Origin of the sequence: Edaphobacter dinghuensis, from assembly GCF_014640335.1 — a bacterium.
Lineage (GTDB): Bacteria > Acidobacteriota > Terriglobia > Terriglobales > Acidobacteriaceae > Edaphobacter > Edaphobacter dinghuensis.
Genome location: NZ_BMGT01000001.1, coordinates 1252643 through 1265532 on the forward strand (window position 1 = coordinate 1252643; position 12890 = coordinate 1265532).

The 12890-nt window shown below is 55.0% G+C and carries 9 protein-coding genes; 6 read left to right on the forward strand and 3 right to left on the reverse strand.

Going from position 1 to position 12890, the window contains the following annotated elements:
- Nucleotides 1-10: 10 nt before the first annotated feature.
- From IEW09_RS04880 to IEW09_RS04890, 3 genes are all read left to right on the forward strand, one after another.
- On the forward strand, nucleotides 11-772 hold the full coding sequence (locus IEW09_RS04880) for a GntR family transcriptional regulator (protein WP_229739086.1): 762 nt from the start codon (nucleotides 11-13) through the stop codon (nucleotides 770-772).
- Nucleotides 735-1955 carry a tetratricopeptide repeat protein gene (locus IEW09_RS04885; RefSeq protein ID WP_188552980.1) on the forward strand — a complete coding sequence of 407 codons (1221 nt, stop codon included), beginning with the start codon at nucleotides 735-737 and terminating at the stop codon, nucleotides 1953-1955. The genes IEW09_RS04880 and IEW09_RS04885 overlap by 38 nt, the downstream gene beginning before the upstream one ends.
- Before the next feature lie 454 nt (nucleotides 1956-2409).
- The gene (locus IEW09_RS04890) at nucleotides 2410-6138 is read left to right on the forward strand and encodes a TonB-dependent receptor (RefSeq protein WP_188552981.1); all 3729 of its coding nucleotides are present in this window, start codon (nucleotides 2410-2412) and stop codon (nucleotides 6136-6138) included.
- Between the two features lie 425 nt (nucleotides 6139-6563).
- Here IEW09_RS04890 and glmS read toward each other — a convergent pair whose 3' ends face one another.
- Complete coding sequence (gene glmS, locus IEW09_RS04895) at nucleotides 6564-8432, reverse strand: glutamine--fructose-6-phosphate transaminase (isomerizing) (protein ID WP_188552982.1); 1869 nt, start codon at nucleotides 8430-8432, stop codon at nucleotides 6564-6566.
- 99 nt (nucleotides 8433-8531) lie between these two features.
- On the opposite strand from glmS, the gene IEW09_RS04900 reads away from it, so the two are divergent.
- Complete coding sequence (locus IEW09_RS04900; protein ID WP_229739087.1) at nucleotides 8532-10343, forward strand: mechanosensitive ion channel family protein; 1812 nt, start codon at nucleotides 8532-8534, stop codon at nucleotides 10341-10343.
- Between the two features lie 2 nt (nucleotides 10344-10345).
- Here the strand turns inward: IEW09_RS04900 and IEW09_RS04905 are convergent, their stop codons facing one another.
- The gene (locus IEW09_RS04905) at nucleotides 10346-11035 is read right to left on the reverse strand and encodes an RNA polymerase sigma factor (RefSeq protein ID WP_188552984.1); all 690 of its coding nucleotides are present in this window, start codon (nucleotides 11033-11035) and stop codon (nucleotides 10346-10348) included.
- A gap of 158 nt (nucleotides 11036-11193) precedes the next feature.
- Here IEW09_RS04905 and IEW09_RS04910 point away from each other — a divergent pair, with 158 nt between their 5' ends.
- Entirely contained in the window at nucleotides 11194-11598 is a 405-nt protein-coding gene (locus tag IEW09_RS04910; protein ID WP_188552985.1) for a DoxX family membrane protein, read from the forward strand.
- Nucleotides 11599-11667: 69 nt separating this feature from the next.
- Nucleotides 11668-12006 (forward strand): hypothetical protein, encoded by a 339-nt coding sequence (locus IEW09_RS04915; RefSeq protein ID WP_188552986.1) that lies wholly within the window; start codon nucleotides 11668-11670, stop codon nucleotides 12004-12006.
- A 35-nt stretch (nucleotides 12007-12041) separates the two neighbouring features.
- Here IEW09_RS04915 and IEW09_RS04920 read toward each other — a convergent pair whose 3' ends face one another.
- A complete protein-coding gene (locus IEW09_RS04920; protein ID WP_188552987.1) occupies nucleotides 12042-12860 on the reverse strand; it encodes a glycosyltransferase family 2 protein in 819 nt (272 codons plus the stop codon).
- Between the last annotated feature and the right edge of the window lie 30 nt (nucleotides 12861-12890).

The following is a 12890-nucleotide window of genomic DNA, read 5'->3' on the forward strand; positions in this document are numbered from 1 at the left end:
GAATACGAGAGTGTCTAACCCGACCCAGACGGCTAAAGCGAAACGGCATCCAAAATCCACGCCCCCAGCAAAAAAGCGCGAGAAGGCAGAACATGGAACCAGCCTATCGACGGCATTTCAGGAGATTCGCGAGCTGATCGTTCATGGTCGAATGTCGCCGGGCACGTGGATTGTTGAGGCAGATCTGGCTGAGAGGCTGAACATGAGCCGAACTCCTGTTCGCGCCGCGATCCATTGGCTGCAGCGTGAAGGCTACGTGATTGAGCATCGGAATGTCAGTAAATCGCGCATGATCGTTGCGCCGCTTACCAAAGAAGACGCTAATGAACTCTATATGATCATTGGCCGTGTCGAAGGAATTGCAGGACGTGGGGTTGCTGAACTTCCGAAGGCCGAACGGTTGGAGATTGCGAAGCAGCTCACAAAGATTAATGATCAGCTTTTGGCAATTGCCGATGGAAGTGGTAATTCCGGTGAGATCTTCGAGCTGGACCGAAATTTTCATAGCCTTGTGGTGCGCTCCGGTGCAGGTACACGACTGTTAACGCTGCATTCAGCCATCGAACCTCAGACGGAACGCTACTGGCGTCTGTATGCAAGTTCGATTATCAAAAACCTGCATACCTCAGTCGAGGAGCATGAGCGGATTATTGCGGGTATTATCTCCGGAGATGCAGGAGCGGTAGAGGCAGGCTTGCAAAAGAACTGGCAAAAGGGCGCGGAGCGCCTTGGGCATGTCATCGATATCTTCGGAGAGCGTGGCAGTTGGTAATGAGGAGATAGTAGATGTCCTCTCGAAGCTAGACGCCGCAGCATTGCTATCAATAAATACTCTGGCCGGACGGGATCAGAAAATGCTGCGCTGCGGGGCACTTCAGGGAACCCTATTAGGAATCGTCGCTAGTATTGCGCTTGCGCTCACCTTATTGGCGCAGCGTGCCAGTGCTTCGCCGATACAGAATGGGGAAGTTAAATCGGCCCAGACTGGCGTTGATGCTGAAGACGCTCTTCAGAAGGGCATTGCCCTGACGCGACGGGGTTTGTTCCAGGAGGCGATTGTTCCTTTGTTGCAAGCACAAGGGAAGGTCGTTGAGGAATATGCGGACCGCTTCAATCTTGCGCTCTGCTACTTCGGCACCGGCAATTATCGACAGTCCATAGAAATCCTGAAAGATCTGCGTTCAAGCTCGCATAACACTGCGGCGGTGAATAATTTGCTTGCGCAGGCCTACGTCGGCAACCGGCAGCCAGAGCAGGCAATTAAAGCGCTAACGGAGGCCTCCAGGAAGGCTCCAAAAGATGAAAAACTGTATGCCTATGTCGCCGATGCATGTACTGACCATTACGAGTATGCCCTCGGACTTCGCGTAGTCGATCTGGGGCTAAAAGATCTCCCGCAATCTGCACGGCTTCACTATGAACGAGCCATGTTTCTCTCTCGCCTTGATCGCTTCGAAGATGCGAAGCTTGAGTTTGACCGCGTGAGTGAGCTTGCGCCTGAAACCGACATTGCCTATCTTGCGGTTGTCCAGAAGGAGCTTTACGAGGACAACTTCACTGAAGCACTTCGTTCTGTCCGCAAAGCAATCAAGGCAGGACATGGCGATTATCAAATGCTCTCTCTGTTGGGGACAATTCTTCTGCATTTGGGGGTAGAGCCCGAGCAGCCAGAGTTTGCCGAGGCCCGCAAAGCGTTAGAGGCCTCGGTGACAGCGCGTCCCAACTATTCCGCCTCTCAGATAGCGTTAGGAAAGCTTTATCTTATGGAGAACCGCGCAAACGAAGCGGTAATCCATCTTGAGATCGGCCGCAGTTTGGAGCCTCGCAACCCTGCAATCTATCCCAGCCTCGCAGATGCTTATCGGCGTCTGGGAGAGCGAGAAAGATCGCAGGAATGCTTGAAGGTCCTCTCCGGTCTGCTTCAGGAAAAAAGCGCAGTGTCCGCCAAGCAATAAACCCTCCTTCGCTCCTTTGAGCGCCCCATTGTCTGGAGTAATTGTTGGAAATATCCCGGCACTCAGTGCTGAAGGTGCCGCTAAACCTAACAACGAGAGAAGGATGCTCGAAAGCTCCATAAATTCGGGAAAAGTATGTATTTTGGTGTTTGACTTTAAATACATATAAGGATACAAAGTTGTATCTGCTTCTGTTAGAGCTATACATAATAGTTTTCCCAAGTTTCAGGGCCATTAATTTCCAGTCATCTGTGGATCTTCTGACTTGAATCAGAGCTCCGGGCGCGGCACCGCTGCAAAAGAAAGAAAAGGTTTTCACGCGGGATAAATTTCAGGAGGCGTTATGTTGCGCAAGAAGTGTTGCTATCTGTTCTGCTTGGCATTAAGTGTTGTTTGCGTGCTCGGGCTTACGTCTACAGCTCTCGGACAAAGCGGCTCTCAGGGAACCGTTATCGTGACAGTTACGGACGCAAGCGGCGCGGTTATTCCTGGCGCCGATCTTGAACTGGTAGAAGCTTCGACCAATAGTCTGCGCAAGGCTGAGACAGCTAGCGACGGATCTCACCGGTTCGTGAACCTGACAATTGGCGTTTATAAGCTCACCATTTCGAAGACAGGCTACGCCAGCAAAGTTTATAGTTCTGTGCTGGTTCAAGCGTCGCAGGTCAGTTCTATTGCAGCAGCCCTTCCAGTCGGCGAGGTGTCAGAGGTTGTCAGTGTTACCGGCACCCGAACCCCTGTTCTGCAGGTCAGCTCCAATGAAATCGGCACTGTCGTCGACATGAAGCAGATTCAGAATCTCCCCCTTGAAGGACGCGATCTGACATCGTTCTCCACGCTTGTTGCCGGCTATAACGGCACCTTCAACGGTTTGCCCTCTAATGACCAGGGAAGCAACATCGATGGTGTCATTGGCAACTCCAGCCGTATGAAGTTCGGAGGCAATACCCAGCCCGCCGTATCGCCTCGCCTTGAAAATATAGAAGAGATGTCGATCCAGACCGATCAGCTCAGCTTGAACTCCGGCTTCGGTCAATCCAGCACTCAGCTAAATTTTGTTTCGAAGCGTGGAAGCAATCGCTTTCACGGCAGCGTTTATGAGGATTTTCGCAACTCCGGTCTTAATGCCAATAGCTGGTTTAACAATGCCGCTGGCGTACGTAAAAACAAACTCATCCTGAATGACTTTGGCGGCAACTTTGGTGGTCCCATATTCCACGACAAGCTTTTCTTTTTCGGAAGCTTTGCCATGTCCAAGCAGCCTGGGTCTTTTACAGCCTCAAACGATGTCTTCACAGCGGCGGCACAACAGGGCAACTTTACCTATTCGGGTGGTACGGTCAACGTTCTCAATGTTGTGAGCGCCTATAACCCAGCACTCCCTGGGACTGTAAATTCACAGCAGAGTGCCCAATTAGCCGCGATCAACGATGCAGTAAGCCATGGAGCCGTAACCGCAACGGCAGATCCCAACTACAACCAGATCAGTTGGAACAACAACTCTTCCATCACCAATTACTTTCCCGGCGGCCGTCTCGACTATGTCCTCTCGGAACGGGTCAGGATGTATCTATCCTTTCTCTATAACAAGAACAGCCAACCGACATCGACAGCGGCCAACTTCCCGGGTTCAGGATTTGCCTACCAGGTAGCTGGTTCTTCGGCCAAAAACTATACGACGTCGTACGGTCTCGACCTCATCATCACGCCACGCCTCATCAATCAGCTTAAGCTGGGATACCTCTACGACAACACGCAGTATGCCCCTGGCGTGAAACCTTCTTACGCTACGCTTCCCACGGTGGCATGGAACATCGGTAGCTCGTCTACCTCGGCCTGCCCTACATGTACTGCGGGTCTAACGATGTCTGGCCAAGCTTATCCGCTTCCGATTACCACCTTCTATCCGATTATGAACGCCTCGGATTCAGTAACCTGGGAGAAAGGGACGCATGCCATCTCGTTTGGCGCATCCTGGTACCGGGAGCAGGACCACTACTACAATCCACCGGAAGGTTTTCCCAACTACACTCTCAGCACTACCTCAGGTCTTGCGAGTGGGGATCCGGCCGCCAACGCATTCAATAGGTCCAATTTCCCTGGAGCGAGCGCAAACGATCTTGTAGAAGCACAGCAACTCTACGCAATCCTGACCGGAAGAATCTCAAACATCAACGGTCAGTTTGCGAAAAATCCACACGATAATACCTATCAAACTGGAGTAGGCGCCTACAATCTTGACGAAGTCTCAAGTGCGGCTGGATTGTTCGCTGAGGACTCCTGGAAGGTCAGGCGTGACCTCACTCTCAATTACGGTTTGCGCTGGGACTTTGTCGGCGACCAGCACGACCTGACCGGAGCTTATCATTCTGCATCTCCGGGCGACATCTACGGCCCCTCAGGATACGGCAATCTTTTTAATCCTGGATCGCTGACAGGAAACATGAATCCATTATTGACCGCCAAGGAGCATGCCTATGCTCCTTGGAAGGTGACGCCTCAGCCAGCTTTTGGTTTCTCCTGGAATCCAACTGTTAGCGACGGGCCGCTCGGCGCCTTGTTAGGCGGCAGCAGCACCGTAATACGCGGAGGCTTCGCCCTCAGACGATTCACGGAGCCATATCAGTACTACTGGAACCAGGCATCTGACTTTGGCTCCTTCTTTTATCAGAACTTCTCACTCAATCCGAATAACACGGGAACGACCGGCACATTTGCTCCCGGTAGTCTGTTGCTTGGACAAACTCTACCGCCCTATGCGATATCCCCCGCCACGTACGAGACTACTGCGCAACAAGCCGAGTTCACCTTTATTAGCGGAGCACCTGGCGTGAATGGGATGGATCCGCATATCAAGCAGCCCTACAGTGAATCGTGGAACTTCGGAGTTCAGCGCGCTCTTGGGAGTTCGCGAGTCCTCGAGGTTCGGTACAACGGAAACCGATCGATCCATCAGTGGATTCCGATCAATCCTAACGAAGTCAATGTCTTCGAAAATGGCTTTCTCGCCGAGTTCAAGAAGGCGCAGGCTAACCTTGCGGCTAACGGTGGACCCAACGCCGCAAATCCGTCCTTCGCTGGTCCGGGTATGCCGATCATCACCGCAGCGTTTGGTGGTTCAGCAAATGACTCTGACTTTAGCAACGGACAGTTCATTCAATACCTGGTCAACGGCGATGTCGGTAGCTTTGCAAATACTCTGAGCGGAGTCAACGGAACGCATCCATACTTCTGCAACCTCGTTGGCAGCAAGTTCGCTCCGTGCGTGACAAATGCTGGCGTAACGACCGCTGGTGCCGGATATCCCATCAACTTCTTCCAGGCAAATCCTTATGCAGCCGGAGCGCAGACCGGTTACATGACCGCGGCAGGCTATTCAAACTACAACGCGCTTCAGGTCGAGTTCCGCCAGGCTTCGTGGAAAGGACTTCAGTTTGATGCAAATTACACCTACAGCAAGAGCCTGGGAATTTCGACTCCGCAGAGTTGGACTGGATCGCTCAACATATTCACCCTGCGTAATCTCCATCGGAGCTATGGTCCAAGCCAGTTTGATCTGACCCACGTTACCCATATCCATGGAACATACGACCTGCCCTTTGGGCACGGTAAAAGCTTCCTCAGTAATAATGCGATCGCAGACAAGGTGGTAGGTGGCTGGACCGTTGGTACCATTCTCACCTTCCAAACCGGCTACCCCTTCGCTCTCACCGGCGGAAATCAGACATTCAATGACTACGGAGATGGCGGAGTTACTCTTAACGGTGTCACGCCGGCGCAACTGCAGAAATCGATCGGAGTGCATCGAATCCCGGGGCAGACCTTTGTTGCACTGATCGATCCGAAATATCTTGCTAGCGCCACAGGAGGAGGCGCAAACGCAACTTACATCAGCCCGAACACAACGCCCGGAACGATTGGCAGAGTTATATATCTTCATGGTCCTCACGGGTTTTATGACGACATCTCTGTTACAAAGATCGTTCCAATTCGCCGCGAAATGAATTTCCGTATTCAGGCAGAGCTTCTGAACGCCTTCAATCATCCGGTTTTTGGCAACTCGTCAAATGAAATAGGTGCTGCAGGCTCCATCAATTCCAGTGTGCAGAGCAATAGCTTTGGCCTTGGCGGCATCTCCAATAGCAGTCGCCTAATTGAGCTGCGAGCAAATGTAGATTTCTAAAACGATTTGATCTCTCTGCCGGATGCGCTTTACAGGGCATCCGGCTTTTCTTTTTAGTTGTCTTTATTGAAAATAAGGAAAGAGCTTTTGCAAGTGCAGAAGGCCCCCTTTCTTTCAACATTTTGAGCCACTAGTTCGGGATAATGATGTCCGTTTCCAGATTGTTGGTTACCGAAATTAAGATCCAGTTACCAAATTACTGTCCAGAATTAGAGCGCAAAATCAGCAGTTTCAGCAAAATAGTTGGTTGTTAAAATTGCCAGAATTACTTGTCCGATTTGTAAGTTACCAAAATAGTTGTCACGCCACATTCCCTTTAATTCGGGCTGCTGGCCCACGTCAAAGCGCCAGTTAATTGAACTGGTGTCCGTTACCAGTAGGCAGAATCAGTATTCAATTCCAAGTTTCGGTGGAAAAAAGTCTTCTCACTCCACGGTGACGGATTTGGCCAGGTTTCTCGGTTGGTCTACGTCGCAGCCTCTTCTTACGGCGATGTGGTAGGCGAGGAGTTGTAGGGGGACTACTTCTAGGATGGGTAGGAGGAGTTCGGGGGCCTGGGGAATTTGGATGGTGTGTTCGACCAGGTGCTTGATCTCTTCGTCGCCTTCGATGGCGATTGCAATGACGCGGCCGCTGCGGGCGGTTACTTCCTGAATGTTGCTCAAGGTCTTTTCGTACTTCAGCACGCTTGATGGGTCGTCAGGGTCTTTGGTCGCAATGGTGACGACCGGAAGGGACTCGTCGATCAGGGCGTTGGGGCCGTGCTTCATCTCGCCTGCGGGGTAGCCTTCGGCGTGGATGTAGGAGATCTCCTTGAGCTTGAGCGCGCCTTCGAGGGCGATGGGGTAGTGGATGCCCCGGCCGAGGAAGAGGAAGTCGTCGGCGGTGTGGAAGACCTTGGCGAGTTGCTGGCACTGGTCGTCTACTGAGCGAAGGATGTCCTCGATCTTGGAGGGAACCTTGGATAGCTCGGTGACGAGGTGGAGGGATTCGGCGTCGGTGATGGTTCCGCGGACCTGCGCGAGGTGCAGCGCGAGGACGAAGAGGGCGGTGAGCTGGGCGGTAAAGGCCTTGGTGGAGGCGACGCCGATCTCTGGCCCTGCGTTGGTGGTGATGGTGCCCTGAGCTTCGCGAGTGACGGCTGCTCCGACGACGTTGCAGATGGCGAGGGTTTTGCTGCCCTTCGAGATGAGCTCGCGCTGGGCGGCGATGGTGTCGGCGGTCTCGCCGGATTGGGTGATGAGCAGGCCGATGGCGTGCGGGTCGGCGATGGGGTCGCGGTAGCGGTACTCGCTGGCGTAGTCGACATCCACAGGCAGTCTAGCCAGGCGCTCGATCATGAATTTTCCGGCGAGTCCGGCGTGCCAGCTTGTGCCGCAGGCGGCGATGGTGATCTGGCTGGCGGTGCGGAAGTCCTCGTCGGAGATCTGCATCTCGCTGAGGAAGACTTTGCCGGTGTCGAGAGAGACGCGGCCGAGAGTGGTGTCGCGAATGGCGCGGGGCTGCTCGTTCACCTCTTTGAGCATGAAGTGCTTGTAGCCGGCCTTTTCCGCCATGATGGGGTCCCAGGTGATGCGCTGAACCTTTAATGGCAGGGGCTTGCCTTCGAAGTCGCTGAGGGTAACGCCGGTGGGGGTGAGGACGGCGAGCTCGCCGTCTTGCAGGAAGTGAATGTTGCGGGTGTGGTGCAGGATGCCGGGAACGTCGGAGGCAAGGAAGAATTCGCCGTCGCCGATACCGATGACGGCAGGCGGGCCCATGCGGGCGGCGACGAGCTTGTTGGGCTCGTTAGCGGAGAGGACGCCGATGGCGAAGGCTCCGGTGAGGCGGTGGACGGCGCGGCGGACGGCCTCTTCGAGCACGATGCCGGGGGCCTGCTTGATCTCTTCTTCGATGAGGTGGGCGATGATCTCGGTGTCGGTCTCGGTGACGAACTTGTGTCCGGCGGCGGCAAGCTCTTTTTTAAGAGCAAGATAGTTTTCGACGATGCCGTTGTGGACGACGACGAGGGTCTTGGTGCAATCCCGGTGGGGATGGGCATTTTCTTCGGTCGGACGGCCGTGGGTGGCCCAGCGAGTGTGGCCAATGCCGAAGCTGCCGTGGATGGGGTTGTCGGCAATGACGGCTTCGAGGTTGCGGAGCTTGCCGGGGGCACGGCGAAGCTCGAGGCCGGTTGAATTACCTGCAACGGCGATGCCGGCAGAATCGTATCCGCGGTATTCGAGGCGACGCAGGCCTTCAATGATGACGGGGACGACGGGCTGGGGACCGATGTAACCAACAATTCCGCACATGAACTGAGTGTAGATGGTGACGGGCAATTTTGTGCCAGATGAATTTGTGTGACTTTTGTGGGAGGGCATCAAACATATAGGCTGGTAGAGATGAAGGATATGAGGAAACTTCTGATTGCAGTGCCGGCAGCGGCGTTAGTGGTGCTTCTGGTAGCGAGCTACCTGACCCGGGGTGCGATGGCGAACCTCCCGTTTTTGCGGGGAACGCACGGAACGCCAGCTGGGACGCTTGTGGACCAACGACCCTGGCAGACGGCACAGGCACTGGCTCCGCTTGCGGTCTCGGTGGAAGAGAAGAGGCTTGCCCGTAACGCCGAGCGTCTGGCAGACCATGAAGTCGATCAGGCATTTGCTCAGGCGCTGCGGATGGCGGCGCTCGAACCTCCGGTGCTGAAGGGGGATGCGCTGGCTCTCTCGCAGAAGGTCACTGCGCTGAAAGAGACGGTAAAAGAGGACCAGGCGGCAGTGGACCGCGTGAGTGCGGCGACGGCGAAGCTGCCTAAGGGGCCGGATGGTACGGTGCAGTCGGACGAACTGGATGTGGCGAAGGCCCAGTTGACGCTGGATAGCGACGAGTTGGCGGATGCCACGGACGATCTCGCCAGGGTAAGCGGAGACAAGCGCGGAGCGATTCAGCAGGAACTAACGACGCGGGAAGCGTCGATGAAGAAGTTCGATGAGCAGATGGATAGCGCTGCGCCGACGGCGGTGGCTTCGGCGAAGCAGCATGGGACGTTGTATACGCGGTTGAAATCATGGTTCGATCAGCGCAGCCGGATGGACCTGATCAGTCAGGCAAAGGCGGAGGCGGATGCCGATGTTGTGGCGCTGACAGCGCAGCACGCGGAGATCGAGAAGAAGGCCAGTGCGGCTGAGGCCGGAGTAGGTTCTGCGTCGACCGATACGGGAACGCCAGCCGATTCTGACGCTGTAAGAGGACGCGTGGCGCAGATGGGAAAGATGCATGCCATCGCGCAGATCCATTCCATTCTGGATGACAGGCTACAGACGCAGCAGCAGCTTTCGGGCGTCTACGAGCAGTGGCTGGCACAGGTGCAGTTGCAGCACAGCATCATCACTCACCTGCTTTTCCAGTCGTTCGCATTGATCGCATTTCTGCTGCTGTGTGCTTCGTTGCTGGGCGCATTTGTCCGAATGATGCTGGACCGCTCGAAGATGGAGCAACGCAGTCTGCATACGCTAAGGACCATCGCGCATCTCGCAATTCAATTTGTCACGCTATTACTGGTGCTGCTGGTCATCTTTGGGCCTCCCAGTCAAACTCCGACGATCCTTGGACTGGCCACGGCCGGGTTGACGGTCGTCTTTCAGGACTTCATCCTCGCCTTCTTCGGCTGGTTTGTGCTGATGGGCAGAAACGGCATCCGTCTGGGCGATTGGGTGGAGATTAACGGTGTAGCCGGCGAGGTCATCGAGATTGGCCTGTTCCGCACCTCGCTGCTGGAGACAGGCAACTGGAGTGCGCAAGGGCATCCCACTGGCCGTCGAGTAACCTTCCTCAATAAGTACGCAATCTCGGGCCAGTTCCTTAACTTCTCGACGACCGGACAGTGGATGTGGGACGAGATCAGCCTGAATGTGCCGACGGGAGAAGACACCTTCAAGATGATCGACGCGATTCAGGATGTGGTACTGAAGGAGACCAGGGAAGGCGGCAAGGAGGCAGAGAGGGAGTGGCAGCGAGCGGCCAAACAGTCGAATTTAAGCCTGTTCTCCGCCACCCCCTCGGTGGAGATGCGTCCGGCCGGATCTGGGATCGACATCCTGGTGCGCTATGTGACGCGTGCCGGTGACCGGTTTGAGATGAGGAACCGTCTCTATCAGTCCGTCATTAATCTTCTGCACAAGCCGGAGGAGAAAAACGCACTCCCCTCCGAGTCGAAGTCGTAGCTTTATAGGTGAACATCGGCGAGCTTAATGAGACGCTCGAAGACATTCTGCACGACGCGATCGCAGCGAGCGCCCATGAAAGGGAAGGCCTCCTTTGCCGCTGGTCCAATGCGCTCGAAGAGCCAGTTGCGCATCATGCCGTGGCCGCGATGCAGACGTATCTTGACGTTTTCCTCGGTCAGGTCGAGCGCCTGGGCCGTCTCGGCCGTGCTGAGTTCTTCGATATCTCGCAGCATGATGACGGTTCGATAGCTCTCCGGAAGGTTCAGAACGGCCTCCTCCAGAAACTCTCGCAACTGGCCGGTGGAGGCGTTCTTTTCCGGATCGAGTGCATTGCTGGGCGTCTTCATCGAGATCTCTCCGTCATATTCGGTGACATCTACCTGCGGGTGCCGATTGCGCGAGCGAAGACGGGTCAACGCCTCATGGACGGTGATGCGGCTTAGCCAGGTGGAAAATGCAGAGCGGCCTGCAAACTGATCGAGGTGCGTATAGGCGCGAACATAGGCGTCCTGCATCACATCTTCGGCTTCCACGTCATCGTGAAGAATGGCCCGGGCGATGCGATAAAGACGTTGGTTGTAGCGGCGCATGATGACCTCGTACAGGGCAAGATCTCCTGCGCGAACGCGGGCTACCACCTCATCGTCGGTCAACGCCTTCGAGCGTTCGAGAATCCCGGTTGTCTCCATAGGCTGCTCTTCTTATTTCTGTGCTGTTCTCTTTTTAATAGAGTGCGTAAGGCACGGCTGGTTACAATCATGCGCCTTCGCATCCTGCTTTACGGTTTGCCCATAGAAACTCTGTAACCGGATGCCGCCGCCTGCAGTCTTTTGCGTGAGGTCGAAAGATGACGACATTCAATAAGAGCCTCAATGCCAGTTGGTGGGCACTGCGGATTGCGCTGGGTGTGGGGCCTATCCTCTCCGGCATTGATAAATATTTCAACAAATTGACGGATTGGGAGATGTATCTCAGTCCGTATGCGACGAAGATTGTTCCCATCAGCACGCCAACCTTCATGCATGTCGTCGGTGCGGTGGAGATTGTTGCCGGCCTGATCGTGCTGAGCCGCTGGACGAAGATCGGCAGCTACATCGTCATGCTGTGGCTGGTTGCGATTGCGTTAAACCTGCTGACAACGGGGATGTTCTATGACATCGCCGTTCGCGACCTCGAGATTGCCGTCGGCGCATTTGTGCTCTCGCAGCTTTCGGCAGCGCGCGAGACCTATGGGCAGGAGGCAGTGAACTAGAGTATCGTTGCAGTGCCAGAGTTTGTTGCAACGCGGAATGAGTAAAATTCAATACGAATGGAGAACATCATGAAAGCACTGGTTACCCTACTTGCTGCGGGCCTGCTGGCAACGCCGGCACTGGCCGCTCCAAAGTCGTTCAAAAATGTCTCGGTTGTGGATGTGAACTGTTCCAGCAAGGTCGCCGATAATGCTGACGCGCACACCCGTGAATGTGCTTTGAAGTGTAAGGACAGCGGCTTCGGTATTGTCACCGAAGACAAGCAATTCCTGAAGTTCGATGCGGCTGGTAATGCCAAGATTATGAGGCAGTTGCAGAAATCGAAGGAAGCCGATCACCTCCGCGTCAACGTCAAGGGCGATGTCGACGGCGACACGCTGAAGGTTGACTCGATCAAACTGCTCTAGGGCTTGTTCTTTGCACTGGGACGGCGGAGAACCGGTTAGGCTCCGCCGCGCTGCAATTCTTTTGTTTTCAGAACGATAAAGTATTCGTAGATGGACTGTAGGGTCGCATAGGTGAGACCGGCAGGACCGTCCAGGATGGCCCTGCGCACAAACATCATATAAAGCCATTTAATGATGGGACGGCCTGGCAGGCGATAAAAGATCGCTTTCTGATGCAGGCGGCGGGTGTGGAAGTCAGGATCACTGAGTGCGGTCTTCCAGGATGGATCCTGTAGCCCTTGCTGATGGTGGATCAGCTCGGCTTCCATCGTGGAGTAGAGGTTGTGCTTGTTGAGCCAGTGGGCGATCCCCTTCGAAAATGGGAAATGATCAAGCGGATAATTGAGGTCGGCGATGGTGCCTTCCACCTCGATGACTTCGTTGATCGCGCGGGTATATCGACTGTGCTCGGGCCGGACGAGCCGGATGTAAAAGGGCGAGATCTGCGCGTGTTTGAGCCAGGTTCCGAAGAGGAAGTCGCGGCGGCGCAGGCGGAAGCCTGAGATTTCGTTCGAAGCGGCCAGAACGATCTGCTGCATCTCGCGGGAGAGCTCCGGGGTGGGGCGCTCATCGGCGTCGAGCAAAAAAACCCAGGGATGCTTGAAGGGGACAGTGGCAAAAGCGGCGTTGCGGTGGGTCGCGTAGTCGTCGAAGGTGCGTTGGTGGACGTGGGCTCCGGCAGCCTTGGCAATGGAGACAGTGTCGTCGGTCGAAAAGGAGTCGAAGACGTGAACATCATCGGACCAGCCGACAGAAGCGAGGCAGTCCGGCAGGTCGCGCTGCTCGTTGCGAGTGAGGATGAGGATCGAAATCAAAGAGGTTTCCTTGAAGGAGCGCTTTTAACC

Coding starts and splice junctions, on each gene's coding strand:
- IEW09_RS04905 (WP_188552984.1), bottom strand. CDS start 11,035: ATGGAGACAACCGGGATTCTCGAACGCTCGAAGGCGTTGACCGACGAT.
- glmS (WP_188552982.1), bottom strand. CDS start 8,432: ATGTGCGGAATTGTTGGTTACATCGGTCCCCAGCCCGTCGTCCCCGTC.
- IEW09_RS04910 (WP_188552985.1), top strand. CDS start 11,194: ATGACGACATTCAATAAGAGCCTCAATGCCAGTTGGTGGGCACTGCGG.
- IEW09_RS04900 (WP_229739087.1), top strand. CDS start 8,532: ATGAGGAAACTTCTGATTGCAGTGCCGGCAGCGGCGTTAGTGGTGCTT.
- IEW09_RS04885 (WP_188552980.1), top strand. CDS start 735: ATGTCATCGATATCTTCGGAGAGCGTGGCAGTTGGTAATGAGGAGATA.
- IEW09_RS04915 (WP_188552986.1), top strand. CDS start 11,668: ATGAAAGCACTGGTTACCCTACTTGCTGCGGGCCTGCTGGCAACGCCG.